Source organism: Aeromonas sp. S18(2024), from assembly GCF_041402525.1.
GTDB classification, from domain to species: Bacteria; Pseudomonadota; Gammaproteobacteria; order Enterobacterales; family Aeromonadaceae; genus Aeromonas; species Aeromonas enteropelogenes.
The window spans coordinates 253,584-279,715 of sequence record NZ_JBGLQV010000001.1 but is presented as its reverse complement, the minus strand read 5'-3'; the positions used below and the strand labels follow the sequence as shown (position 1 = coordinate 279,715).

Annotated in this window: 20 protein-coding genes; 4 read left to right on the top strand and 16 right to left on the bottom strand. The window is 51.5% G+C overall.

The genetic code is table 11. The features are described from left to right. Positions 1-33: 33 nt before the first annotated feature. Entirely contained in the window at positions 34-1,332 is a 1,299-nt protein-coding gene (locus ACB034_RS01220; protein ID WP_371171862.1) for an anaerobic sulfatase maturase, read from the top strand. 580 nt (positions 1,333-1,912) lie between these two features. Then, positions 1,913-3,565: a methyl-accepting chemotaxis protein gene (locus tag ACB034_RS01215; RefSeq protein WP_061477205.1), complete on the top strand. Its 1,653-nt coding sequence runs from the start codon at positions 1,913-1,915 to the stop codon at positions 3,563-3,565. A gap of 379 nt (positions 3,566-3,944) precedes the next feature. Here ACB034_RS01215 and ACB034_RS01210 read toward each other — a convergent pair whose 3' ends face one another. Together ACB034_RS01210 and ACB034_RS01205 are read right to left on the bottom strand one after the other, a co-directional pair. After that, positions 3,945-4,223 (bottom strand): hypothetical protein, encoded by a 279-nt coding sequence (locus ACB034_RS01210; RefSeq protein ID WP_181224284.1) that lies wholly within the window; start codon positions 4,221-4,223, stop codon positions 3,945-3,947. A gap of 156 nt (positions 4,224-4,379) precedes the next feature. Then, the gene (locus tag ACB034_RS01205) at positions 4,380-5,132 is read right to left on the bottom strand and encodes a hypothetical protein (protein WP_181224285.1); all 753 of its coding nucleotides are present in this window, start codon (positions 5,130-5,132) and stop codon (positions 4,380-4,382) included. 183 nt (positions 5,133-5,315) lie between these two features. On the opposite strand from ACB034_RS01205, the gene ACB034_RS01200 reads away from it, so the two are divergent. Beyond that, entirely contained in the window at positions 5,316-5,561 is a 246-nt protein-coding gene (locus ACB034_RS01200; RefSeq protein ID WP_181269005.1) for an IS1 family transposase, read from the top strand. A gap of 541 nt (positions 5,562-6,102) precedes the next feature. Continuing rightward, a complete protein-coding gene (locus tag ACB034_RS01195) occupies positions 6,103-6,600 on the top strand; it encodes an antitoxin Xre/MbcA/ParS toxin-binding domain-containing protein (protein WP_306236834.1) in 498 nt (165 codons plus the stop codon). A gap of 216 nt (positions 6,601-6,816) precedes the next feature. Here the strand turns inward: ACB034_RS01195 and ACB034_RS01190 are convergent, their stop codons facing one another. The 14 genes from ACB034_RS01190 to ACB034_RS01125 form a co-directional block, all read right to left on the bottom strand. Next, a complete protein-coding gene (locus ACB034_RS01190; RefSeq protein WP_024941359.1) occupies positions 6,817-7,116 on the bottom strand; it encodes a hypothetical protein in 300 nt (99 codons plus the stop codon). A gap of 60 nt (positions 7,117-7,176) precedes the next feature. Continuing rightward, positions 7,177-8,799: a TnsD family Tn7-like transposition protein gene (locus ACB034_RS01185; protein WP_077097821.1), complete on the bottom strand. Its 1,623-nt coding sequence runs from the start codon at positions 8,797-8,799 to the stop codon at positions 7,177-7,179. Between the two features lie 3 nt (positions 8,800-8,802). Further along, positions 8,803-9,762, bottom strand: a complete 960-nt coding sequence (locus ACB034_RS01180; RefSeq protein ID WP_080768656.1) for a TniQ family protein — start codon at positions 9,760-9,762, stop codon at positions 8,803-8,805. Beyond that, positions 9,759-11,198, bottom strand: coding sequence for an AAA family ATPase (locus ACB034_RS01175; RefSeq protein ID WP_042082326.1), 1,440 nt, complete (start codon positions 11,196-11,198; stop codon positions 9,759-9,761). The genes ACB034_RS01180 and ACB034_RS01175 overlap by 4 nt, the downstream gene beginning before the upstream one ends. A 2-nt stretch (positions 11,199-11,200) precedes the next feature. Further along, positions 11,201-13,357: a transposase gene (locus ACB034_RS01170; RefSeq protein WP_181224286.1), complete on the bottom strand. Its 2,157-nt coding sequence runs from the start codon at positions 13,355-13,357 to the stop codon at positions 11,201-11,203. Beyond that, positions 13,347-14,219 carry a TnsA endonuclease N-terminal domain-containing protein gene (locus ACB034_RS01165; RefSeq protein ID WP_181224287.1) on the bottom strand — a complete coding sequence of 291 codons (873 nt, stop codon included), beginning with the start codon at positions 14,217-14,219 and terminating at the stop codon, positions 13,347-13,349. The genes ACB034_RS01170 and ACB034_RS01165 overlap by 11 nt, the downstream gene beginning before the upstream one ends. A 440-nt stretch (positions 14,220-14,659) precedes the next feature. After that, entirely contained in the window at positions 14,660-15,433 is a 774-nt protein-coding gene (locus tag ACB034_RS01160; RefSeq protein ID WP_371171861.1) for a M48 family metallopeptidase, read from the bottom strand. A gap of 4 nt (positions 15,434-15,437) precedes the next feature. Next, positions 15,438-18,716, bottom strand: coding sequence for a type I restriction endonuclease subunit R (locus ACB034_RS01155; RefSeq protein ID WP_371171860.1), 3,279 nt, complete (start codon positions 18,714-18,716; stop codon positions 15,438-15,440). Then, positions 18,713-20,206, bottom strand: a complete 1,494-nt coding sequence (locus ACB034_RS01150) for a VWA domain-containing protein (RefSeq protein WP_371171859.1) — start codon at positions 20,204-20,206, stop codon at positions 18,713-18,715. Before ACB034_RS01150 ends, ACB034_RS01155 begins: the two co-directional genes overlap by 4 nt. Continuing rightward, positions 20,197-21,702, bottom strand: coding sequence for an AAA family ATPase (locus ACB034_RS01145; protein ID WP_371171858.1), 1,506 nt, complete (start codon positions 21,700-21,702; stop codon positions 20,197-20,199). Before ACB034_RS01145 ends, ACB034_RS01150 begins: the two co-directional genes overlap by 10 nt. Before the next feature lie 114 nt (positions 21,703-21,816). Continuing rightward, complete coding sequence (locus ACB034_RS01140) at positions 21,817-22,503, bottom strand: UPF0149 family protein (RefSeq protein ID WP_103251395.1); 687 nt, start codon at positions 22,501-22,503, stop codon at positions 21,817-21,819. After that, a complete protein-coding gene (locus tag ACB034_RS01135) occupies positions 22,500-23,675 on the bottom strand; it encodes a restriction endonuclease subunit S (protein ID WP_371171857.1) in 1,176 nt (391 codons plus the stop codon). Before ACB034_RS01135 ends, ACB034_RS01140 begins: the two co-directional genes overlap by 4 nt. Beyond that, entirely contained in the window at positions 23,665-25,188 is a 1,524-nt protein-coding gene (locus tag ACB034_RS01130; RefSeq protein WP_371171856.1) for a type I restriction-modification system subunit M, read from the bottom strand. The genes ACB034_RS01135 and ACB034_RS01130 overlap by 11 nt, the downstream gene beginning before the upstream one ends. A gap of 50 nt (positions 25,189-25,238) precedes the next feature. After that, entirely contained in the window at positions 25,239-25,829 is a 591-nt protein-coding gene (locus tag ACB034_RS01125) for a restriction endonuclease subunit S (RefSeq protein WP_255912056.1), read from the bottom strand. Positions 25,830-26,132: the final 303 nt, after the last annotated feature.

The window sequence follows — 26,132 nt, the reverse complement described above, 5'->3', positions numbered from 1 at the left end:
TCGACCTCACCCGTAGTCATCAGAAGAGTAACGATGAACAAAATCCGGACCCGTGACACGACGCACCTGGACGTCACCCCGCTCAAAACCGCCAGCCGCGACAGCAGCGGCGCCTATGCCCGCCGCTTCCATGTCATGGCCAAACCGGGGGGCTCCAAGTGCAACATAGATTGCCAATATTGCTTCTACCTGCACAAGGAAGACCTGCTCCATCAACCCAGACAACCCAGGATGGATGAAGAGACCCTGGATACCTTCATCCGCAGCTACATCGAGGGACAGGATGGCGACGAGATCGTCTTCTCCTGGCAGGGCGGTGAACCGACCCTGCTCGGCATCGACTACTTTCGCCAGATAGTGGCGCTGCAGCAAAAGTATTGCCCACCCGGGGTCAGCATCCGCAACGACTTGCAGACCAACGGCATCCTGCTCAATGACGAGTGGTGCCGGTTTCTCAAGGAGCACGGCTTTCTGGTTGGCCTCTCCATCGACGGGCCCCGCGCACTGCACGACAAATACCGGGTGACCCGCAGCGGCAAACCCACCTTCGATCTGGTGATGGCGGCGGCCGAGCTGCTGCGCAAACATCAGATCCCCTTCAATGCCCTGACCGTCATCAACCGGCACAATGCGAAATATCCCCTCGAGGTGTATCGCTTTCTGACCAGGGAGCTGGGGGCCACCTACATCCAGTTCACCCCCTGCGTCGAGGCCAGCGATTTCAAACGCACGGCCCCGCAATTCTGGAACGACAGCATGCTACCCCTGGTCGGCAGCGAGCTGAGCAAACCCGGCCACCCCATGTCGATCGTCACGGACTGGTCGGTGGATCCCGATGACTGGGGCACCTTTCTGGCAACCGTGTTCGAGGAGTGGGTCAATAACGACCTGGGGCGCGTGCTGGTCAATCTGTTCGAAACCGCCGTGGCCCAGACCATGGGATACCCCTCCCAGCTCTGCGTCACCGCCGAGTTTTGCGGCAAGGCCCTGGCCATCGAGCACGATGGTAGCGTCTTCTCCTGCGATCACTTCGTCTATCCGGAGTATCGGCTGGGGGATATCAAACAGCGCCCCTTGAGCCACATGGCCTTCTCCACCCGCCAGGAGGCCTTTGGCATGTCCAAGCGGGACAGCCTGCCCGAATATTGCCTCAAGTGCCCCTACCTGACGCTCTGCTGGGGCGAATGTCCCAAGAATCGCCTGGTCAGGACCCCGGATGGCGAGATTGGTCTGAACTACCTCTGCCCCGGGATAAAGCGTTTCTTCGACTACGCAGCCCCCATACTGGCAGGCATAGCACAGGTGCTGAAAGAGCAGGATCAGGGCAGATAAGTACCGGGCATGGCCGCCCAGCGTTTGCCCACCTTTTCGCTCTCTGTATCAAGTCTCTTTGTCAGTCTCTTGTCTTCTCCAACCTTCTCCAACCCACCGGCCATCACGGTGGGTTGCCCCTCTTTACCTGCCCGGCACGCCATGTTTCATGGCTAACCCCATGTGGGTATTAACGCCAATAAATAACTGACAATTCTGATTTTTATTTTTCCAACTCCCAGTCCTTTTATTCACCCCCTATTATCTGGTCTGACCAAAAATAAATTACGTTACATTTTGCAACGTTCAATTTCATTAAAAAAACAGACTGAATACATCCAGCAGAACACAAAAAAAAGAAAACGATTTACCATCCAAAATGATATTAATCGACTCATTACATTTGACCAAACATGCCTTTTTGTTATATAGTAGAAATTAATTCACCTTTTGGTTTCACCTGAAATCTCAGGTTAAATAATAAAAAACAATACCCCGCGCTATATCAAGGACCCCTGATTCTCTCTTGCCTGAATTTATTTTGGCGGGATGAGTGCAGCTATTTCGGAAGGAAAAATCACACTCACAGTTCGGATCCTCTATGTCCATCAACAACATGACCATCGGCAAGAAGCTGAGCGCCGCATTCATCGTATTGGGGCTGATGCTGGCCTCCATCGGCGGCTTCTCCCTGCTGCAGTTCGAAAATATGAACACGCAGACGCTGGATATCACAGATGCGGTGATCCCCAGCATCAATCGCGCCAACGATATTCGCAATGTCGCGACCGATCTGCGTCGCCATGAATTGCTCTATTTCGTCAATTTCGATGATGAGCAAAAACGAAATGAATATCGGGTCATCATGGACAGCAAGCCGGCACAAATGGACATGCTGCTCGAGGAATATCGCAAGACGCTATTTGATCAAAACGAGACCCGTCTTTTCGAAGATCTGAAATCCGATTGGCGCAATTACCTGAATTTTTACTACAAGGTAAAAAATACTCTGGAACAAGGTGATACCCTCAACGCACGTTATATGTTCCTGCGCGATGGCACGCCCCTTTACGACAAGCTCCACGAGGCCGTCGAGGCACTCATCAAGATCAACCAGGACTATGCGGTCGAAGGGCGCAGCATGGCCGAACAGGCCTATGGCAACGCACGCATCAACATCATGATCACCCTGCTGCTGGGGGTCATCGCCGTGGTCGTGTTCGCCACCATCCTGACTCGCCAGATCCGCGATCCCCTGTTGATGCTGGCCGACCAGGCCCAGCAGATTGCGTCCGGCCGTCTGGGGCGCGGCACCCTGTGCGACTGGTTCGATCAGGGCCGCTTCCACAAGGACGAGATTGGCCAGCTTGCCCACTCCATCCGCCACATGAAGGAGGGGCTGACCGACCTGGTCAACGATATCGACGCCTCGGTCAGCCAGCTGAGCTGCGCCGTGGAAGAGGTAAGCACCATCTCGGTTCAGGCTTCCCAGAGCATGCATCAGCAGCAGCAGGAGATTGCCCAGGTCGCCACCGCCATGAACGAGATGCAGACCACGGTACATGAAGTTGCCCGCAACTCCACCGACGCAGCCGTCGCGGCCCAGCACGCCTTCGAGGCGTCCCATCAGGGCAATCAGGTCGTGCTGGATGCCATCGACAGCATCGAAGAGGTCTCCAGCCAGCTGGAGCAGACCGGCCGGGTGATCCACAACCTGGAGCAGGAGAGCAGCAATATCGGCGTGGTACTGGACGTGATCCGCGGCATCGCCGATCAGACCAACCTGCTGGCCCTCAACGCCGCCATCGAGGCCGCACGCGCCGGTGAACAGGGTCGCGGCTTTGCCGTGGTAGCCGATGAGGTACGCACCCTGGCCAAACGCACCCAGGACTCGACCTGCGAGATCAACAAGATCATCGAAATACTGCAAAACTGCGCCATCGATGCCGGCAATGCCATGCAGGCCAACCGCGACCAGATGGTGACTTCCGTCGAGCTGGCACGCCAGGCGGGCAACAGCATCGGCAAGATCAACGAAGCAGTGACCCATATCACCGACATGAACACCCAGATTGCCAGCGCCACCGAGCAGCAGAATACGGTGACGGGCGAGCTCAACCGCAACATGGTCACCATTCACGAGGTCGCCGACGAGAACGCCCAGGGTGCGCAGCACACGGCCCAGGCCTGTCAGGATCTCAACAAACTGGCCATTCACCTGCAGCAGAGCATCGGCCGCTTCAGCCTGACCTGATACCTATACCAACAACAAGCTCCCCCTATTTTCACGGCGCCATTCAATGGCGCCGTTTTTTTATGCCTCTCTAACTTTCTTTCGCCGAGCGACATAAAAAAGGCCCTGCTGATGCAGGGCCTTAGTTCACAAGGTTACGGCGCTTTAGCCGCGAACGCCTGATCACGGACAACTAAGTTGGAAACTTGTGAGTCAAAAATTTCAATATCTTAGCGACATCCAAAGTGACAATTAAGTTGGAAACTTAAAAGAGATTTTCCACCCGCTCCACAAGCAAACAGGACATTGAAGTTGGAAACCAAGCTCTTCTCGACGTGACAGGCCAATGTAACTTAATTACAAAAGGCGGCCAATTAACGTAACCGCCCCTTATACACAATCATACAGGCAGTTCCTTTAGGTGGTCATAACGCAAGACATCTATGAGACTGGAGCCCAACACAGGTCTAATCAACTCTTTTACCATCTCATATGAGCATTTAGTCTCAATCCAAAACACATCTTTACTCATCCGCTCAACCACAAGATCATCAATACGTACAAGATCTTCATATAGAGCATTTAAATACCTTTCATAGATTTCATCATCCGATGACTTAGCATCTTCAACATTCATCCATAGATTATTGGCAGGCATAACCTTAAATTCAAATTTCATATTTACCTCCAATCAACACAATCAAAAACACCACGGCACACCGTCTTAATTGAAAATAACACTCAACATAATATCGTAACAGTTTCATCCCTATCGAATATATAATAAATAATAGTGTATTTCCCCATCGCCCCTTATTCACCATGCGTCTGATCTCTACACTGGAAAAATGTCTCGGCATCGTGCTCCGCAGGCTTTGCATTTGAGCTTTTGCCTGACGTCATCGAGAGACAGTCCTTTGTTTGCTAGGACAAGTAGTTCTCGACTTTCAACGAGGCCAACAGGGCAGCATTGGGAACCACCGCAGATGACCCTCATATTGATACCAGCTTCTGCCCACGAGCGAAGGCTTTGCGTATCGTGATCCAGGCCATCCAAAGTGTTTTTCAGTCGAACAACTTCACCTTGTAGCCATTCGGCCACATCACCTTCTGGTCGTTTTACGTTCACTTGATAGATCTTGAATTTCATATCAAACGGCCCTGATGCAGGCCCACTTTTATAATCCGTTCCACGCTGAACTTTGTATTCCTGTGCTATGTAATCGTAATCATCTCCATCCGTGTCGTGGAAATAAATTAAGATCTCTGCAACAGGATTTCTGGGTAATAATTCCGTCAGATTAAAGTTGCGCATGCCTGTCACAGCCAATGGCTTGTCTACCTTCTCCTTATTGAAGTATCTGAGATTGGTACTCTGAACAATAGGAAATCCTTCGTTATCACCGCCTTTATAAAGTTCGATTCCCTGAGTTCGGCGTAGGAAGTGTAGGTACTTATTGCTACGAAGCGCGATATCCGCAAGTATAGGTAACGAGACACCTTCAAGCGGTGGCTGTATCCCACTAATCCATTGGTGATAGCGCACACCTTCTTTCAAAACTGTCAATCCATCTATTTTCCCTGTCATAGTCTGTCTCCTTAATACACAGAGCACTTGCGTGCTTTATGCTCTATTTTTGAGGGCATCTGCATAAATTTTTCCACCATGAAGCAATATTTCATCCTGATCCAAAATGCTAACCAGAACGCAGTGGTGCCTCCAATGAGTTGATTTCTGTGTGTTATGGCGGCTTTTGAAACCGATTGCTGAATCATAGCCACTATCACTGTTCAATGCCCTCGCTGCCAATCTGACCGAGTGTACCGTCGCAGAAAGACTCTAGTGGGTCATGCTCGCTATCAGTCAGGCCGATATGCCGTTCGCCTCTCCCAAATCGCCGCATCTAATGCCCATTATGTTGAATGGCAGAGTTCGCTTAGCAAAATGGTCGCTTTGCAGCCAAATAGTAATGTAGCGCCACTTTTACACCCTCTGTCGAAGCTCGGTAGGGCCTGATCGGGATGAAAGTTTAAGACAAATCGCTGGTGAGTTTGACTCAGCGAGGTGGCCGCTCTGGTTTGCCACAAGAAAGGCCGCCAAGCGGGCATTTTGATCGGTTTAGCACAATGACCCACTCGCCACCGGCAGACGATAGTCCTGCTCGGGCGAGATGCCAGGCGGCAAAGCGGAAACTAGACGAAAACTTTCGTCATCAGATGACACCTCTCATAGGTTGGCACACGCCTGTGCGGCCTCTCTACCCCTGGGGCCATGGCAGCTCTGGAGGATTGAATGTTTATAGGTTGTAGGGCCGCGCATAGACTGATTCTATTCGCAGCAATAGTCGCCAGAAAGGGAACAGATTGAGCGCACGATGGCTGCCATATGGATACCATCAACTGATTGGTGCACACTTGTGTTGAACGATAACTGAGCCAATCGGGGTTGGCCAACTTAAAGTATTGATTTATATATAATTACATCATGATGTCAATTTTGTAGCCAACGGCTTGCGAAATGCCCCAAACTAGATGATGACCCAATGAACTCCTGAGTGATGATTCGCATTGGGCTGCCATCAACAACCCCCAGACGGAGGCGCAGACTAATCATGACTCATGTAGAGCAATCTCCCCCAACCAGCAATCTATCTGTTCTGGAGTCGCTCGGTCTACCACGTAACTGGCTAGCCGCCCATCAGCACATAGTGTCTGGTGTATCTCCTGAGATCGTCGTCAAACTGAGCACGCTATTGGGGTCTAATACCCGAACAATTTGCCAGATGATTGGCATTAGCCGAGACACACTGAATCGCCAAATCAAACGGGGCAATCGCTTATCGACAGCTCAGGGAGATCGCGTTTACTGGGCAGCCTTAGCAGTGGACGCAGCCATATCCCTACACCGGGGAGATACTGCTAAAACGATGAGATGGCTCACCCGCTCTGCGTGGGGATTAGGTGGTGAAAAACCGGCCGATGTGATTACTACGCCTATGGGAGCGCAGGCAGTTATCGATCTTGTCGGCCGGATTCGGCATGGCATCCCCTGTTGATTAACAGTTCATACGTGACCATAAAGCACCAACAATAGGCTCATCTGGTGAGCCGATCACCCCGACCAATCGGCTCATTTGATGAGCCGATCACCTCGACCAATCGGCTCACTTGATGAGCCGATCACCTCGACCAACCGACTCACTTGATGAGCCGATGACCTCGACCAATCGACTCACTTGATGAGCCGATCAACACAACCACTCAAATCGTGGTTAGATAAGCTCTCGATTGCCTTCAATTTTCCCAAATTGATCAGGGTCTGCGGGTTGATAATCATCCGAAAACATATTCATCAACCGATGCTCCTGTCTCAGGTTGGCCAGCGCCCCAAAAAAGCAGCCTTCACATAGGTGTACCTGATATCGTTCACCATCGTGCTGCGAACCATAACCCCAGCAAGCTTCCAGCGTGCCGAATTCCTGCGTACCGAGCGATTTAGTAGTACTAGCACCACAGACATCGCACAAAATATCGACGACCTGTGTGGTAGGAACGATTGCTTCGACCTTCATGGCAATACTCCTCGTTGTGATGCCTGATATCAGAACCTGTATAGGTATCGACGGCGAGCATCAGGGCATAGGATGTTGAGCGGCATACGCCGCAACCAGCCGCACAGCCAATGCGTAACTGAGCGGTAGACGTGTTTTGTATTTCCTCAGGCAGTCTGGCCTATCGACTGCCCGTTCCAGTGCAGATAGAGAGCTTGCCTGCTCGGCCAGCAGCCCCAGTTGCTCAGCCAGTTTCCTATCCCGTTCTTCCCAATCCACACTGGGATGGTGAACTGCTCGCTTGGCGGCAGGTAACTGTTGATACAACCAGGCACGATCATGTTTATAGAGCCAGGTGAAAGCCGTTCTGCACACCTGCTCGACAAAGCCTCGACTAGCATCAGCATGTTTTGCCAAATATGCAGCCACCGTTACACGGTGCTCACGGAGACGGTTAACCCTTCTCAAATGCCGTCGCCAGTCAGACAGCCCTTGGTGGCTCTGAATAATGGCTTCGACCGCCCCGACAGAAACGCCATGACTGTGCGCGATCTGCTGCCGTGATCCCCCCATGAACGCCTGACGCCATATTCCCCGCTCAACTTCAGCTGTAATGCGCTTGGCACGGTGATCAACCGGTTGATTGTGTCTCAGGGCGAGTTGCTTGATATAGCCGATGCTGTATCCGGTCTGGCAGGCAATCTGTCGCATGGAAACCCGCTTCACCAACAATGTCAGTATTGCTGTTTCTGATAGCTGTCCGTCGCTAGGCATAGTGGATTGTATCTGCACCGCAGCTGGGCTACTGATAGAAAAAAATTCCGCTGGGCTACGGCTTACAAACGCCATCAGCATCACATGTTTCAGGTAGTGGTGACTGCGGTCACCGTGCACCAGCCCCGAGACGTATCGATAGTTGGCCAGCCCCGGCGGCACTATTGGCGTTATATCGGCAAACAACCCCTGCCAGAACTCCGTCATGGCCTGCAACAGGGGCTGGCTACGCAGATGGCCTCTGGCCGTCAGATAGCCCTGTTGCCCGAGCCATCGCTGGTACAGCTCAGCTAGCGACTCCGTTGGCGACTGGACGCACAGATACCGATGCATAGCGGTGATATATGTAGAAAGTTTGATTTCCTGTTCAGATGGACGCGATGGTTCACAGGGTATCTCGGGATCCGGTATTAGCAGTCGCCGATCAATACCTCCCGCACTGGCCGCCAGGGTTTGCAATCGTAGCTCATGCTTGGCACAGGCCGTGACCCCATACAACTGGTGTACCGTATGCCAATACCCACACCCGAACTGCTTTTCATCTTCTAGAAGACAGGCCGGACACCATTTCAGGCAAGCGCCACCGACCCTTAGTTTGCTGGCGGCTTGTCCTGACAGGGCCATTATTCCCCTCCCCTCACCCAGCATGGCGGCAGCCAGGGCGTGGACTTGGTGCTTATTGTTCAGCGTCAGGGCGAACAATGGGAAGGCCGAGCCGTGGTGCAGCAGGTATTGCGGATCCACCCCCGCCGCCTGGGCAGCCGCCTTAATATGGCCTGGTAATGCCGGATGCAACCGAACAGCAGGACAGTGGAATAGCTGGTTACAAAAATGGTTTCGATCACTGTATGCCGAATGAACAAAATACTGGCTGACCCAGCTGTAGGCCGACTCGCCAGGGATATAGGTGGGGATCACCGAGGTCAACACCGATCACCCCTCAGATCCCAAGAGCCTCACCAGATCGACGCCTGCATGCTGCAACATCATTAGGTGGGCCAGAGGGTGCAACGGATCTCGGGCTGACTTCTCATGGTAGCCCCGTGCATTGCGCAGCTGTGGGGGTAATTGCCATACCTGACCTGGCCCCCCACTATTGGTGAAATACGCAGTAAGTGCCAGGGGATCACATTGCGAGTCCATCTGCTGAAACCACGCATTGATCGTTTTGATACTTTTGACCGTGCGCATCGCCTCGCCCGAGATGCCCATCGAATCAGTCACCAGCTGAGTTAGTGCACACAGGGTGAGAGTGCTCGTGGACTGGGCCAATGCCAGCGACGCCAACTCAATCTCGTGCATCCGCTCGGAAAAATGACCATCGTATCCCCCCATCCAGTGTCCACAATGGGAACAGAGGCTGTCGTAGGGCGGGATCAGTTGCTCCGACAACAATTTGGCGGAAAAACCACAGCCTGCGCAGTGACCAGACAAACCGCGTTGATGCCGATGACAATGGAACACTCCTGGTAGTTGATGATCTCGGTGGTAGTAGGGCATACCATAGAGCTCATAATCCTCGGCAATACAGTCTGCGCACCAGCGCCAATATTGGTGTTGTACATTGTGCAGGCCAGTCACCCGTAACCGAAGCTGGGAACGGCCCGCCAGTGCTGATGCCACTATCCTCTGCTCATCCGGAGTCAAAAAAGAAGCTAAATAATTGCCGACAGAGTGATCCTGCCACGCACGTTGAACGTGTCGGGCCCGAAATTGGGTATCGAGGACAGGATCGTCGGGATGACATAAACGATGGGGACGGATTTGTGGGCTGCTCAGCCCCAGCATCTGGGCCGTTGCAGTAAACGTCCCGTGCGTGCTCAGCACATGCATCCGGCCAACTACCGCCCCTAAATGCTCACCAGGTAGCAACTCCAACCGATGGAGGATCATTTGCACGGCCCCTTATCTACAGAGTAACCGAGTTGCCCCAGCAATGAATCCGGGGATAATTGCTCTAAAGTTTTTAGCTTCTTTTCCTCTGTTTTTGGCAGCTTTTTGGTGATTTTAACCTCACCTTGCAGCAGGATTTCTCCCTCTGCTGAATATGTGTCTCCATCAACAACCTGACTATTTCCCACTGATTCGAGCAGTAACATCGGCGATAGGTCCTCAAATTGGTAGTAATCACCCTTACGCAGAGCACTCAACGCAGGCTGGAGGATTTTAAATTCGCGATTGAAACATAAGTCCAATGCAGCGATCGAGAGATCTTGATCTGTTGGTTTCAGCAGGGTTAGATATGATAGCGTGGCGCGAACTAGACTGGTTGCAATAGCCGGGATACCGGCACTCAAATAATGTATATGTTGGCGTAATACATCCTCTGATGTTTTCTGGTTTTTCAGAAATCTGGTTTGACATATCAGGCGGATAAAACGCAGCCAAAATGAGCTATGTATATCGCAGCTCACCAACTGCATAAATCCATTTTTAGTTGCTCGGCGGGTTAGCGTCATTTCGCTATCAAACAATTTCATCGTGGCCAATGTTCCGACAAACATCAACGGGATCCCCACTCGATTTAATAGTTCCTCTAGAAATTTCATGGTCGTTTTCTCGTTGTTACTGATCACTTCATTCTTGGCAGACCTGGCTAGGTTCTGCGCTTCATCAAGGATCAGCAAACCAACCCCATGGCCGATAAACGATTTTTGCACTACCGAAATCAACTCATTAACAGAGCGGTTCCTATGGGCGTGGCTATAACTCTCACCAGTGACAGCGTCGAGTGATTCTAACAAGTTCAGCAAAAGTGCTTTTTGGCCACGGCGATCATGAATTTCAATGTACAGATAGGTCACCTGCACTCGACTCACAATAATTTCGTGACCATGCAGGTCCGTATAGCGATCATGCTCTATCGTTTGTGGTATCTGTTGGCAAATTTGCCTAACCATCGTGCTCTTCCCACGTCCACTGAGCCCTAGCAGTAACAGGCTATACTGAACAGACAATTCTAGTTCCAATACATGTGAAGCTTTCCATGGCTCGGCCTTGTCACGATCAATCGCAGCTAATATTCGGCGTACATCGGCCCCAATTGGATTGCGTCGAGCATACCCAGCCTCGATCATCCGTCGTATCTGGTCATATAAACGGTACGCCTCATCTGGAGAGGTATAAACCTCCGCCAGTTGATCAATGGCAGTGCGGATAAAATATGAATGCAGCGATTCATCCACCCCTGCAAGATCCAGATCACACTGAAAAGGGATCTCACAGTTAGCATAAAATTGTGCCGTTGAGAGCGGCAAGCCAAGCCCCTCGATATAGGGGTTTCCCCGATATTTTGAATTGGGATGTGGGTAATATTGAGGTGCGGCCATGATTATTTCTCCTGAACTGTAAATATTGTCGGATCAGCAAGGTTCTGACTGGGTGTTTTTTTAATATAATTATCTTGCTGACATGTATTTCTTAAATCAGCAGCAATAGCCATTTCCTCATGATGACGTTGCAAGTTCCCTTCGACCTGTTTATGGATTTTCATTCCTGACTGTATATTTTTTGCAGTGGATTTTTTCAGTCCACGATTAGTTTTTCGAATTACCTCATCACATTCGCGAAAGTCCATTTCTAACACTGCGCGAGCATTGAATCTCTTCTCATCCAACGCAGCCAATTGTTGTTTAACAATATACAGGCGATGCATGACATTTGCCCAAACCTGATTCCGATATGCCTCACTGCGATCTGTCAGCTCAACCTGATAGACCTCATCACTCTCCTCAGTTTTAAACCAAAGATAATTAGTACATGTATCTATGTACCTGACTCTAATTTTGAAACGTCCGAGATTTTTCGCCTGATCCAGCCACTGCATTCGAACAATTTCATTACTGCTATAGTAAAGGCCTCGAAAAAATATCCCATCAGCACGCACCGTAGCCTCATCCTCTGGCAACAGCGCAAATCGCAGGCGGTCTATGGGAACAGGCCTCACTATCACTGAATTTTTCAGACCCCAGTTCCATACATCACGAGGAGTAAAACCAACCCCATCACGTGACATTTCTAGGTTGTGCGAGGTCACGCGCTGACGATGATTATTTGAATAGATAATGATATTAATGAGTCGATACATGAACTGTTCATACGTCAACAGGGGGCGACGAGATGCGTGCTGATCCTCCTTATGTGGATACTTAACCACCTTGCCTGCCTCGAACGGGATCGCTAGAGTCTGAATAATGTCGAAAGTTTTCTCCACTTGGCCTTTCATATCCCCGCGATGATAGGCATTAAAATTACCGACTGTGATACCAATGAGTCCGCGCAGCAGGCTGCAAATATTGGTATCAGTATTCTCAGAGCCCCGGTCGAACGTTAATTCACGACATGGTAAATTGCAGGGCCAGTCAGCCTCTTCGATCTCCACACCATACTGCCGACAAAACTCTCGCTTACTGCTCATCGCATTGAATAATGCTTGACTTGCTCCATGCCAACAAGGCGAGTCGAAACCGACATGCAATCCAACAATCATACTGCTGGCGGTATCAACGACAAAATATATAACCGGTCTTCCAGTACTCAGTAGCTCATCGTTACTGTACGGGTAACGGATGTAAACATCGGCAATAGTACTGTCTATTTCATATCGTGACGTTGGCCCCCGCAGGCCGGCACGGGCAAGACCTGGTTTTCCTGCATGGTCACGGGAATAATTAATACTGCCTACTCGCTTTTTCAGGAACGTGAGATCACTGACGAACTTTTTCAGATGATATTTAAATATTCTTGGTGATATTAAATATTCCCTATGAAGTAACATTTTAATTGGTTCTGCTATGTCACAATCCTCAATGCCCTTCGGTAAAACATTGACACATTCATATTTCAAACAATAGTCAAAGTATAGTTCTGACAACCTCACTTCAGAGCCAGATTTAATAGATTTTGAAAAACGCTCAATTTGTATAATATCTCGCTGAGTAATGCCACGATATGGTGTACCATATCGAGTAATTGGGCCACTCTTGGTTGCTTTCTGACCCAATGGCACATCTGGTAGTTGAAAGTTGCTGCCACAATTAAAATAGTGTGGAAGCAATGAATTTGGAAATGCCCCAAAAAAGAAATAACTATTCAATTGAGCGCAAATGTATTTCCTACTTCGGCCGGAATGTTCAATCAACGTTTTCAATATACCACTTGCATCACCATATAAATAGCGATGTAACAATTCAGGCTGACTAAGCAACGGACTAATTACAGCCAACCTCTCATTGCGAATCTTGATCCATTGAGGTTCTAGCTCACTATCAGAGGAAAATAAAACTTTTGGAAATTGATGTTCAGCCAGAGTCCACTCACCACTTTCAATATTAGACTCGACATTCTCGATTAATAGATTAGTCGGCCGTTTTGGTGGCCCATCTAATAATTCACTTACAGCTAACAACCCCATGTCATAACAAATAGAGACAATCAGAAACTCTGAACCACCATTTGTATTAGTGATCAGTTTCTGGTTAACTCGCATGAACCACCTCGTTGAATGGCACAGGCCTATATAACTCTAAACGTTGTGTAAGATCAACGATTATAACACCATGATAAACTGCATATTGAAATACACATTTCACCTGCACGTCAGAAATATTCAACTCCTTAGCCACCTGCTTGATCAACACTAACAAGGTATTTGAGGGATGGGCAATCAGGTGATGTTTGATACGTCCCAATATAATGAGGTATATGGTCTCAGATACCTGAATATACTCAGGCGTATCAAAACACTCACGCAGGAATTCCAGATTATATATATGTACTTTATTGAAGCTTTTTTCCGTTAACAGCACATGATCAATATTTTGAGTACGCCAATATTCAATGGCAATTTTCTCCTTTGCCCTTGTACGATTAACAACACGGGGGGATGTTATTTCCGGATCCAGCGCATCAGAATATTTGAAGCTATATGGACTCAATATATGCTTCCCTGCCTCCGTTTGCCGAATAATGACAAAATCCTGAGTCATAGTTTTGGCTGGGATGCGGCCACCATAATTCGCCCGCTCTTTGTAATTACCAGGATGGACAATGTGCAGAGATGCCGCAATTTTGAGCGTTTCATGCAGTGGTAACGGATACTGTTCGAGAATGTCGATAACAGTTGGATCGCGTTCGAAATAGAAAAATGGTGCCCTCTCGCCACGGCTGAGAAGATGATGCTCACGACCCGTTTTGTGGCTAAATACAATCTGCCCCTGGCCGTAGGTGTGGGACTGCCGCACCGTGACCCAGGGGCGATACCCCGAAGCTTTGATGTCTCGGTTGTACCGTGCTGTTTTTGCGATCTCCGCATCGGTGACGATGGGCTGCTGAACCGTTTTTTGCTGCATGACTACTCCTACCTGACCTGCATACAACCTAGTAACTGGGCAGGGGGTCGTCAACCGCAATAGTGCACGTAAGGCGTTGTTTTTACTTATTTATTTTTATAAATAATAACTATCGACGCTATCATGGCAAAAATGCCACACTCAACAAAATTTCATTTTTTATCTTAAAAAACATATAGTTATAAAAAATCACATAAGCATACATAATCACGAATATTTATTTTTATAAATAATAAGTAAATGTTTTTTATTCCTTTTTTGACATAATAGGGTGGCGGATATAGAACATTATTCTGAAGCGATTGATGATTCCGCTCAGAAAAAATGTCCGTTTTTGGCTACAAAAGGCTCCATGCGAAGAGCAATCAATGCATCCACACCAAAAAATTCAGCCCGGCAAGGGGGCCTGCCGGGCTGCGGGTGACTGACGAGCAGATAACTCAGGTCAACAAGCGATTAGCCATGCCATCCAGCTTCGCTTTGGTCTTTTCCCAACCGGGCATCACCTGACTCATCAGCCGGTAAAAGCGCTCGCTGTGGTTGTGCTCGGCGATATGGCAGAGCTCGTGCAGGATCACGTAATCGATACACTCGCGGGACGCTTTGACCAAATGTGGGTTGAGCGTGATCCGGCCATGGGGGGAACAACTGCCCCACTGTGTCTGCATAGTCAGGATGCGCAGTGCTGGTCTGCCCGTGACCCAGATGGCTTGATCCAGCATGGCGTTGAGGCGTCTGGCAAACACCTCTTTGGCACGGGCCTTGTACCAGTCTGCCAGCAGCTCACGAACTTTCTCGGCGCTACGTTGTCGAACCGACACCTCCAACTTGCCACGCAGCATTTTGACCCCCTGCACCGAATCAGGGGCTTCGATCATCTTGAGCAGGTACTGCTTGCCGAGGTAATAGTGGCTCTCACCGCTGATGTACTGGCGTGGGGTGACGTGCTCCAACTGCTGGCGAAAGTCGCGTAACTGTTCGTAGATCCAGCGTCCGCGCTGCTTGACCGCTGCGAGAACCGCATCATCAGCCGTCTCACGCGGGGCCGAGACCACGACGCGGCAATCGGGATGCACCTTGATAAGCACCTTGCCGCTAGCCTGTCTCCGTTGCACCCGCTCGAAGGCGATCCGCTCATCGCCGTAGCGAAAGCTAAAGGATGGAGCTGGAGCCTGGGGCTGAGCATCGCCCTTGACCCGAATAGGCACATTCATCTGATCAGACTCCGCTCAAGCCGACTCGGGTGATCTGCACCACCATCTCGACGATCTTCTTGGCCTGCTCCATACCACTGCCGATTGCTTTGCACTCCTGGAACATGCGCGGCAACAGTTTCTTGCGAATACCCGCCTCGATGTTCTGCGGGTTGATGGAGTGCTCGGCCACAGACGCATCCACGACCGTATCGATCTCGAAGGCCAGCTTTATCCACTTATCCTGTACTTGGCTGTCGGTAATGGCGAACACCTCCGGCAGTACCTTTTTGAACACCCCAAAGTAGGCCTGAGCGTGGCGATGCCCAGCAAAGGCGTCAGGTATGTCACTCAGGCGGCGCTCCTGCACCTGCTCTTCGAACTCCCGAAACAGCATGTACTGCTTGAGCGGGTGCTCGAACAGCTTCTCTGCCTCCTCGATAGCTTGTCGCAGCAGCTTGGAGAAGGCTTCCTGGGCGTAAGGGTCATCTCGTAGCTCCTGCTCAATCATGCGGCTGACCCGCGTTTTGATGATGTCGGTCTCGTTGCGGGTCTTGTTCTCGTTCCACTCTTCTGGCTGCTGCTGGCCCATCTTGCCGACCTCGTAGACGCCACCCGGCTCTTTGACCTCTACACCGACCACATGCTTATCCAGCAGCTTCTTCACCTGCTCGGCATATTCGTCGTAGTCAACCTTCTCACCGGCATCCTGCTGCACCAGTTGGCGCAGGCTGGAGAGCTGTTTCACCGTCTCCTTGTAGTGACGGCGATCCGCCTCGCTAAAGGCACTGTCCTCGAAGAAAGAGGCCGACTGCAACGCCACTTTTAGGCAACTGGCAAACGCCGTGAGCGCCTCGTAGAAGTCTTCTCGCACCTTGAGGTTCACATCCACCAGTTCGCCGTCCAGTTCCTCCATCTTGGGCACCAGCACTTGACGCAGTTGCTCGATATCCTGCTTGTTCTTCACCCCGGCGAAAATGTTCCACAGGGTCTGGTAGAGCTGAGGCAGCCGCTTATATTCGGTGCCCATCTGGTTGTAGAGGCCTTTGAGGTCGTCAACGTCATAGCCGCCCTGGGTGCGGGAAGCGAGATCCTGATACTTGCCGATAGTGGTATCCAGCTCGGATAAGATGCCGCGATAGTCGATAAGCAGACCGAACTGCTTCTTCGGGTGCAGCCGGTTGACCCGCGCAATCGCCTGGATCAGGTTGTGCTCTTTGAGTGGCTTGTCGATATAGAGCACGGTGTTCTTTGGTTCATCGAAGCCGGTCAACAGCTTGTCCACCACGACCAGCAACTTGAGGGGGTCATTTTCATCGGCAAAACGCTCGATAAGCGCCTTGGAATACACCTGCTCATCCTGAGTGCCGACATTCTCCTTCCACCACTGAGTGACCAGCGGGGTGGTTGATTCATCGACCTCGGTGTTGCCTTCACGACTGTCGGGCGGGCTCATCACCACCGCCGACTCGAACAGCCCCGCCTCGTCGAGGTACTTTTTATAGAGCACCGCCGATGCCTTGCTATCGCAGGCCAGCTGGCCCTTGAGCCCCTCGACAATGTGGTTTGAAAAGTGACTGGCGATATCGAACGCAATCAGCTTGATGCGATCCTCCGCGCTGTAGATCTCGCCCTTGCGGGCAAATTTGCGTTTCAGATCGGCCTGCTGCTGCTCGTTTAACCCCAGGGTGATACGCTCAAACCAGCTGTCGATGGCCCGCTCGTTGACCTCCAGATCGGGGATGCGCTCCTCATAGAGCAGCGGCGTCACCGTTTTGTCCTCGACCGCCCGCTGCATGGTGTAGGCATGGACGATGGGGCCAAACTTATTGGTGGTCTTGTCATCCTTGAGAAGCGGCGTGCCGGTAAAAGCCACAAACGCGGCGTTGGGCAATGCCAGCTTCATGCGGACATGGTTCTCGCCCCCCTGGCTGCGGTGGCCCTCATCGATCAGCACGATGAGATCCGGGCTCTTGTTGATGCACTCCGGCAACTTGGTCGCTGAGTTGAACTTCTGAATAAGCGAGAAGATGATCCGCTCGCTGCCCTTACCGATCTGCTCGGCCAGCCGCTTGCCCGAGGTAGCCATGGCCGCCTCTTTATCTTTCTTGCCCGCGAGTTCACCGCTGGAGGCAAAGGTCTTGCTGAGCTGGCTCTCCAGATCCACCCGGTCGGTCACCACCAACAGGCGACACTGTTTCAAACTGTCGTGCAGGATCAGTGCCTTGCTGAGGAACACCATGGTGAACGACTTGCCCGAACCAGTGGTGTGCCAGATCACCCCACCTTCTCTCCCGCCATCTGGGCGTTTCTGGTTGATACGCTCGATCAACCGCTTGATGCCAAACACCTGCTGGTAGCGGGCGACTATCTTGCCCGCCTTCTTGTCAAACAGGGTGAACAGGCGGGTCATCTCCAGCAGCCGATCCGGGGAGAGCAGGCTGATTAGCAGCCGATCCTGATCGCTGACCGCCAGCTCGCCAGCCGCAACCAGGGACTGATACCAGCCCAGATCGGCGGCGGGCCGGTGGCTAAACAGGGCAGAGCGTTGTTCGGATGAGAGCGGCTGATTCTTGATGGCTGTCATCTCACCATCGCCGATGTCTTCCTCACGCCAGGCGGCCCAGAACTTCTCCGGCGTACCGCAGGTGCCATATCGCCCTTCGATGCCATTGATGGAGAGCAGTAACTGGCTGTAGGCAAACAGCAGCGGGATCTCATCCGGGCGCTGGTTGCGCAGGCTCTGGGAGATCCCTTCCTTGATGGTCGGCCCTTTTTTGGCGTTGCCATCCGGGCGCTTGGCCTCGATCACCACCAAGGGCAAGCCATTGACGAAGCAGACGATATCCGGGCGACGCGACTCGATGCCGCCTGCGCGGGTAACCCGAAACTCTTCGGTGAAGGTGAAGCGGTTATTGTGCGGGTTGTGCCAATCAATAAGGGGGATGGTTGGGCTCACCTTCTTGCCATCAACAAACTCGGTGACCGACATGCCATAGAGCAAGTGGTTATAGAGCCGCTCGTTGGCCGCCTGCAACCCTTCATTCAGGGCCGGGCTGCACAGCTCGCTGACCAGATTGTCCACTGACTTAGGGGAAAGCGGATAGGTTTTGCCCGCAAACACAAAGGTGCGCTCGGCCAGTACGCTGCGCAGTTGTTGGCGCAGCACCACCTGATCGAACTTGTTATCCCGTGCCGCCAGCGTCTGTTCAGGGGAGAAGAAAGACCAGCCCAACTGGGTCAGCAGGGTCAGGGCTGGGATCTTGGCGCTGTACTCTTCTTGAAATTTCGGCAAGGCCTTCATAACGGGGATGCCTCAAACTGGTTGTCAATTTTTTGCTGAAAGCCGATCAACTCATGAATGGTACTCGTCGTCGGGTTATACACCCACTCATGGTCAAAGAGGCGCTTTAGCCGCTGAACCATATAAGCAGAGCCGACCACCAGAGAGTAAAAGCGGTTACCCTTACCACGCTGTTGCTCGATATTTGCCAGGGTCTCCGGTGGCAGATCCGCCATGATGAAGTCAGAAATCATCAACAGGTCGGCCTTTTGGTAGGTCTCTGCGGCCATGGTTTTCAACGCATGGCCAAGGGCTGGTGCCGCATCAGTACCACCATGAAACGACATTTTCAGAAAGTCGATTATCGACGCAAGGCCCCATTTTCCACTCAACTCCAAGGTCCTGATACCCGTAGAGAAGTTAATCAGGTAACAGGGGCGTTGCTCCTCTCTCGCTTTGGTTGCCAGAAATAGCGTCATCGCTTTGGCGATCGTCTCGGGCGCCCCGCTCATCGAGCCACTGGTATCAACGCAGAGGATCATGGGGCCGCGCTTCTCCTCTTCGTTGACCGGCCTCTCCTCTTCTCGTTCAACATGCAGATGTTGAGTCTGCATACCTGCCATATCAAAGCTCATCAGTCGTGACTCGACGAACTTCAAATCAAACAGCAATGCGGTCTCGTCATCAGCCAACAGGGCTTTCTCGCTGGGCAATACATGCTCCAGATCTCGTCCCAACCTAATAGCCACTATCTCCTCTCGGGAGTTGATATCGGGCAGACAGAGATCCAGAACGTGGTTGACCTTCACCCGCTCAATCTTTTCGGAGAGTTCAATCTGCCGGATCTTGCCGAGCAAGTCGCATAACGCATGCAACCCCTTGTCGTTTGCCAGATAGCTTGCCCACTTCTGGAACTGGGCCAGATCTTGGGCAGAGAGCTGGCCACTGGAGAGATCAACCAGTCGCCCCGGATCCAGCCCCAACGCTTCAAGCAGCGGTTGCAACTGCTGCAACAGCTTGAGCATGCTCTCCAATCGTTCCATTAACTGGCGACGCAGCTGCTCGATCCTGGCCAGCTCCCAACTATTGCGGGCTTTATCCAGCACCTTTTGCCATTCAGTAGCCAGCAGTTGGCAACTGACGGCCTTATCCTCTCTCGGCTGCTCTACGTCCTGAGCGAAACTATCGGCAACCTGCTTTTGCCAAAATGGCGGGTCCACCGGGTGCTGGCTGGCTTTACAGAGCGCGAGATAATCCTTCACCGCCCCTTGAAAAGAGGCTTTGGATATATCGCCAAGCGCACTCTCTCTTCGCCAATGGTTCAGCTTGTGGGCATGCTCAGCGAATGGACACTCGTTGGTCAACGCTGCCTCAGTATCTCTCTTCCACTCCTCGATGTGCTGCGAGACCTGGCTGGTCAGCGAGCTGGAGTGAGCCAGCAATCCACCATAGCTGTCGCGGAGTTCTTTTTGAGCGAGATGCGAAGCACTCTCCACCTGGCTTATTTGCATAAGGCTTCCAGCCGTTCACAATCTTTGATACGCAATTTGAGCCGAGCAATCTGCTCGGTAATGCCATCAATAGCCAATGCGCTCTGCTGGGCAGGAACGAAAATGGATGCCAATTTTTTCTCATAGCCTTGGCACTGTTTTTCTATCTTATTCAGAGTGGCTATAAGCTGTTCTCTGGTTTTTGCCACCGACTCAGCCAATGAGGTGATAAGCCGCTTGTTAATATTTGGTTTCTTGTCACCTTTATGGAAGAGAACTTCTGGTTTGAAATTAAAACTGCCATATCTGCTCTTCATTGATATCCGACAAGTACCCTGGCCATCAAATTGACAGACAATATAATTTAGTTCATTACCCGTTTCACTTGTCGGGTGGAATTCATGTGTGTTCTTAAGGTTATCCAATGGAATAAAAATGTAAGAACCAATCCTAGTATTATCAAAGTCGTTCTTCACTTTGAAAAAAGCGTGCCCATTAATAATCTGTGTATCGTAAATATCAGTGGCACTGAAAAGTTCATTATGGATCTCTTTCTCCAATGATTCTTTTTCGGCATCAATCTGCGCGAGATTAATACCACTGTCAAAACCGGTATCCTTAACGGCTTGCTCGACGATATCGTTAACGGCAAGACGGTTCTCTTCATGGGTCCACAAGCAGTGCCGCAATAGCAAGGCATCACTGTGATTGGTTTCGCTGCGGCCATTAAAGAGGGCTGCGGCCTTGAGCAGTTGGGTCGCCCGCTGCCAGCGGCGGTCGGAAACATAGACCTTCAGTTTGTCATATTTGGTGGCGAGTTCACTGCGGATCAGGCGAATAATGGTCAGGGTTTCCGGTGACAAACTCACCTCATGCAGTTGCTCTCGCCATTTAGCCCACTCATCGGCCTTCACAACAAGCGAGTCATCAATCCTGATAGCCGCCTCGGTCGGTTTACACGCCAGCAATCGTTCAAAATTATCAGACTGCTCAATGGGCCCGACCATCAGGCGGATGATAAAGCGATCATACAGCGCATCCAGCCCCTGATTGGCATCGGGTGTTTCATTCGACGCAGCCACCAAGGCTTTCAGTGGGGCCTGCTCGATCTGTTCGCCATTGCGAAAGGTGTGCTCATTGATAAGTGTCAGCAGGGTATTGAGGATCGCCGGGCTCGATTTCCATATCTCGTCCAGAAATGCGAAATCGGCCTGGGGCAGATAATGCTCGGTTTTACGAACATACCGATCTTCTTTGAGTGCCTTGATCGAGATGGGGCCAAAGACCTCCTCGGGGGTACTGAACCGGTTCATCAGATACTCGAAGTAGGCCGGATTGGCAAAGGCACAGGCGATGCGACGGGAGATCAGGCTTTTGGCCGTGCCGGGTGGGCCGTAAAGAAAGGTATTCTGACCACACAAGGCACCCAGCAGTGCCACCGAGATCACCTCCTCCCGCTCAAACATCCCTTCACATACCGCGTTGACCAGCCGTTCCATCCGTTGTTGTAATTTCATGTTTATCCCTAACTGACTGTTTATCTTATTTAATTTTTATGGTGATGCGATGCAACCAAGGCTCGCCATTCGCCTGGCCGTCACCCTCACTGAGGGTACGGGCCGAGCGCCTGATCAGTGCAAACAGCACTGCTTGTACTTCTTGCCGCTACCACAGGGGCAGGGCTCATTGCGCCCGACCTTGGCAGGGGCCTTGGCCGGTTTCACCGATGGCGCCGCGACAGGCCCCCTGTTTGGCCCCCGTTGTGCGAGAAAATAGGCGTGCAATTTCAACGCGGCAGGGCCCACTTCGGCCACGCTCTGCTGATGTTCCGGCAGCGACAGGCTGGCAAGCAGTGGCAATTGGTCATCGCTGCCATGCAGGCGGATCACCTCAAGCCAGGTATCCAGCTCCTCTGGCAGTGCTGGCCAGTTCCCCAGCGCCATGCCACGCAGATAGCCAAAGCACCACTCTTCGGCGTTGCAGATCTCTTGTTCTTCGAAAAGATTGACCATCAACACAGGGATAAAGTGCTCGGGCTGATAACAGAGGGTATGGGCCAGAATATTCATATGGCCCATGATAAGGTCTAGCGCCCGTTTCATCTCCCGCTCGGATGACCACTCGGTGGGCATGCCGCCCCAGAGCACCGGCCACCACTGGCTGGGTGATACCAGCTCGGGGCCGGAGAGCACGCCAGTCAGAAAGCCGTCGAGTGCCGACAGACTCAGCATCGAGTCGTCATTGCCATACTCCATCAGCCGCTGCTCCAGCCACTCAACGTCGGCCTCGGTCATGGGGTGAAGGGTCACTTTTTTCATGCGGCCCCCACCACCTTGACCCGCCGCTTGCCGGTCAGCAGTTGCTGCATCAGGGCTTTTTTCTCCTGCTTTAAGGCATCGAGCTTTTGTTGCAGGGTAGTAATTTCTTGATCGGCAGTGGAGATCACTACTGTTATTTTTTGTTGCTCCTCAAACGTTGGCAGATTCAGCTTCATTTTTTGAAACATAGGTAGCCGCAATGATTTCACTGTTGACCCAACTGCTTGAGATAGAAAATGCGAACGGAAGTAATGTATTGCGTAGAACAAGAATTTTCCGTGGCATTCGGGAAAATCCATGATTGCATAGGTGCGTTGGTGAAGGTCAAATTTTCCTACGAAATACTTAGGTATAAAGTCCTGCCCTTCACCTGGAACAATTACAGCCTCGCAATCAAATAAGTAGGTGTCACTAGTTCTTATATCTTCAGATCGATCAAAAAACGTGTATGCACCGTTCATATGTGAATCTTGCCGATTAGAGCTGCCAGTAGTTATTTTTGATATATCTCCCAACAAACGCTCGCGCCACCCCCCACTAAACCTCACACCATTGTTATCCAGCAGGCGTTTTTTGCCGGTGAGCAGTTGCTGCATCAGCGCCTTTTTCTGCTGCTGGCTATTGGCCAGCAGTTGCTCAGTAGTGCTGATCGCCTTATCCCAAGTGGAGAGGATTTTGGCGATTTTCTTTTGTTCAGGAAATGAGGGAAGCAGAAGCGGAGTATTTTCAACAACCGCTTTATTTATTTTCACCATTGAGCTACTACTGCCTGCGGCACAGCTTTTATAATACTGCCTTACCTCTGCTGACTTTAATTTTATTTCAATAAAATTGGGATCTGCTTTTTGGGTATCTACACAAAATCTCATCATAAGATCAGGGTAAGAGCAGTTTTGAACTTCATTTTTGAATCTAATCGAGCGCCCTACTTTGTCTGGGGTATTAGAACGACTAATCAAAAAATCACCATCAGAAAGTAAAGCTTGTTTTACCTTCTCATCAACTACCACAGGTTTTATTTCTAAAGGATTGATTCCATGGTCAGTCAATGCGCCAAGGCTTAATACCCAATAACCCGTAGTAGTTGAAGCTGGGAGTGGCGAATAACCGTTTTTGATGGTGCCACTAATAACACATTTGAGATGTGTTTTTTTCCACCCATTAGGCACCATAACCGAGCTCCTTCAGATAGTTAGCCATCTCGGTTTCCAGCTCGGCCAGTTGGGTTTTCAGTTGTTCGCGCTCGGCCCGCACCGCCAGCAGATCGATCTCCTCCTCTTCTTCGAAGGTATCCACATAACGGGGGATATTGAGGTTGTAGTCGTTCTCCTTGATCTCTTTAAGCGAGGCGAGATAGGCGTATTTATCGACATTGCCGCCATTGCGATAGGTGGCCACGATTTTGGCGATATTGTCCGCACTTAGCAGGTTCTGGTTTTTACCCGCCTTGAACTCACGACTGGCGTCGATAAACAGCACATTGTCGTCTACCTTCTGCTTTTTAAAGATCAGAATGGCGGCGGGGATACCGGTGCCATAGAAGAGCTTCTCCGGCAGGCCGATCACCGCATCGAGCAGGTTTTCGTCGATCAACTGCTGGCGAATTTTCCCCTCGCTGGAACCCCGGAATAGCACGCCGTGGGGCACCACCACCCCCATGCGCCCACTCTTGGGCTTCAGGGTTTCAATCATATGGAGGATAAAGGCGTAATCCCCCTTGGTTTTGGGCGGCAGCCCGCGCTTGAAGCGACCGAACTTATCGTTCCCCGCTTCCTCATAACCCCATTTATCCAGCGAAAAGGGCGGGTTGGCGGTCACGATATCGAAGCGCATCAGGTCGCCGTTTTTATCGAGCAGCTTGGGGTTGCGGATGGTGTCGCCCCACTCGATCTTATGGTTGTCTTCCCCGTGCAGGAACATGTTCATCTTGGCCAGCGACCAGGTGGAGCCGATGGCCTCCTGCCCGTAGAGGGCGTAGTGCTTCTCGCCATGGTTTGCCACCACCTTGCGGCCGCACTTCATCAAGAGTGACCCCGAGCCACAGGCCGGATCGCAGATGGTGTCGCCCGGCATCGGCTCCAGCAGCTCGGCGATAAGATCGGAAACTTCGGGCGGGGTATAGAACTCCCCCGCCTTCTGGCCGCCGCTGGCAGCGAAGTTTTTGATGAGATACTCGTAGGCGTTGCCGATCACATCCAGAGTGCCGACCCGACTCGGTTTGAGGTTGAGCTCATCCTTGGCAAAATCTTCCATCAGGTGGCGCAGTATGGTGTTCTTCTGCTTCTCTTCGCCGAGTCGGTCGGTGTTGAAGCTGATGTCCTGAAACACGCTCTTGCCCGCGTCTTTGAGCTTGGTGCCGTTGGCCTCTTCGATGGCGTGCAGCGCCTGATCGATCCGCTCGCCATTGCCCGGTTCAAAGCGACGCTCGAACAGGCTGTAGAAGCTGGCCTGTTTGGGCAACACGAAGCGCTCGTTTTTGAGCATCTCTTCAATGAGCTCCGGCTCATCGCCATATTCGGCCTTGTAGCCATCGTAGTGATCCTGCCAGACATCGGAGATGTATTTCAGGAACAGCATGGTGAGCACGAAGTCTTTATAGGTATCAGGGCTGACAGTGCCCCGGAAGGTGTCGCAGGCAGACCAGAGGGCCTTGTTGATATCGTCCTGGTTTATCGAGGTAGTCATAAGTCACAATTCCTTGGGTATTTCTTGGAAAAATGGGCTGCTCAGCGAAACTATTTCGCTGGCTGATCGGATTGTTCGAGCAGGCTGGCAGCGATGGCCTGCATTATCTGCTCGCCGTTACGTTGCAGTTGTTGCATCAGGTTCCGTTCTTCACGCAGGCTGTGGGCCAGCTTCATGATGGCGGCTTGTCTTGCAAGAGATGGGATACCGATAGGGGCCTCCTCCAACACCTGACGGCGAATACTTTTTGCCGCGCTGCCTTCGGCGTGAAGCTCGAAGTAGCGCTGGCAAGGGGACTGATTGAGCTGCCAGGCCAGAAATTCGGGACTGAGCGCCTCGCTATGCAACCGCACCACATAGAAGTGAGGGGCGGCTACGGCGGGCAATGGTGCAAGCCCGGTATCGACCAGCACGGCATAGTTAGTGCTGCCACGGGCCGCCACTAGGATATCGCCGGTTTGCAGCCAGTCAGGCTCCTTCTTGCTGGTAGGCTCGGAGCGAAGGCAGGCAGACCAGTCAACCCCTCCTTCTGGCGAGGCATCTCTCATCTGCACCACGGCCATGCTGCCGGAATCGATCTCCGGGATCTTGCCGCGATAGGGGTGCCCAGCACTGATGGTGGCAATTTGGTTCAGCTTCACAAAAAATCTCTTCATCGTTAATGATGCAGTTACAGTGTGTCGCATCTGACGCTACTGAGTCAATATCAACGCCCATTATTTTTGCATCAATTGGAATGATGCTTTTATGTGTGCCATTGACAAGAGGTAGACCCTGACCTGCCTGAAAGATCCAACTGAGATCATTTTTGTAATTTAATTACAGATATTCACCGCACAAAATAAAAAGGCCCTGCTGTTGCAGGGCCTTTGAGTTTCCAACTTGAATGGTCGGTTTCCAACTTCAATGTCACGGTTTCCAACTTAAATGGCCGTGATCAACGC

What these genes read in the sequence shown, in the direction of transcription:
- ACB034_RS01220 (WP_371171862.1), top strand. Translation starts at nt 34, where the DNA reads ATGAACAAAATCCGGACCCGTGACACGACGCACCTGGACGTCACCCCG.
- ACB034_RS01215 (WP_061477205.1), top strand. Translation starts at nt 1,913, where the DNA reads ATGTCCATCAACAACATGACCATCGGCAAGAAGCTGAGCGCCGCATTC.
- ACB034_RS01210 (WP_181224284.1), bottom strand. Translation starts at nt 4,223, where the DNA reads ATGAAATTTGAATTTAAGGTTATGCCTGCCAATAATCTATGGATGAAT.
- ACB034_RS01205 (WP_181224285.1), bottom strand. Translation starts at nt 5,132, where the DNA reads ATGACAGGGAAAATAGATGGATTGACAGTTTTGAAAGAAGGTGTGCGC.
- ACB034_RS01195 (WP_306236834.1), top strand. Translation starts at nt 6,103, where the DNA reads ATGATTCGCATTGGGCTGCCATCAACAACCCCCAGACGGAGGCGCAGA.
- ACB034_RS01190 (WP_024941359.1), bottom strand. Translation starts at nt 7,116, where the DNA reads ATGAAGGTCGAAGCAATCGTTCCTACCACACAGGTCGTCGATATTTTG.
- ACB034_RS01180 (WP_080768656.1), bottom strand. Translation starts at nt 9,762, where the DNA reads ATGATCCTCCATCGGTTGGAGTTGCTACCTGGTGAGCATTTAGGGGCG.
- ACB034_RS01175 (WP_042082326.1), bottom strand. Translation starts at nt 11,198, where the DNA reads ATGGCCGCACCTCAATATTACCCACATCCCAATTCAAAATATCGGGGA.
- ACB034_RS01170 (WP_181224286.1), bottom strand. Translation starts at nt 13,357, where the DNA reads ATGCGAGTTAACCAGAAACTGATCACTAATACAAATGGTGGTTCAGAG.
- ACB034_RS01165 (WP_181224287.1), bottom strand. Translation starts at nt 14,219, where the DNA reads ATGCAGCAAAAAACGGTTCAGCAGCCCATCGTCACCGATGCGGAGATC.
- ACB034_RS01160 (WP_371171861.1), bottom strand. Translation starts at nt 15,433, where the DNA reads ATGAATGTGCCTATTCGGGTCAAGGGCGATGCTCAGCCCCAGGCTCCA.
- ACB034_RS01155 (WP_371171860.1), bottom strand. Translation starts at nt 18,716, where the DNA reads ATGAAGGCCTTGCCGAAATTTCAAGAAGAGTACAGCGCCAAGATCCCA.
- ACB034_RS01150 (WP_371171859.1), bottom strand. Translation starts at nt 20,206, where the DNA reads ATGCAAATAAGCCAGGTGGAGAGTGCTTCGCATCTCGCTCAAAAAGAA.
- ACB034_RS01145 (WP_371171858.1), bottom strand. Translation starts at nt 21,702, where the DNA reads ATGAAATTACAACAACGGATGGAACGGCTGGTCAACGCGGTATGTGAA.
- ACB034_RS01140 (WP_103251395.1), bottom strand. Translation starts at nt 22,503, where the DNA reads ATGAAAAAAGTGACCCTTCACCCCATGACCGAGGCCGACGTTGAGTGG.
- ACB034_RS01135 (WP_371171857.1), bottom strand. Translation starts at nt 23,675, where the DNA reads ATGGTGCCTAATGGGTGGAAAAAAACACATCTCAAATGTGTTATTAGT.
- ACB034_RS01130 (WP_371171856.1), bottom strand. Translation starts at nt 25,188, where the DNA reads ATGACTACCTCGATAAACCAGGACGATATCAACAAGGCCCTCTGGTCT.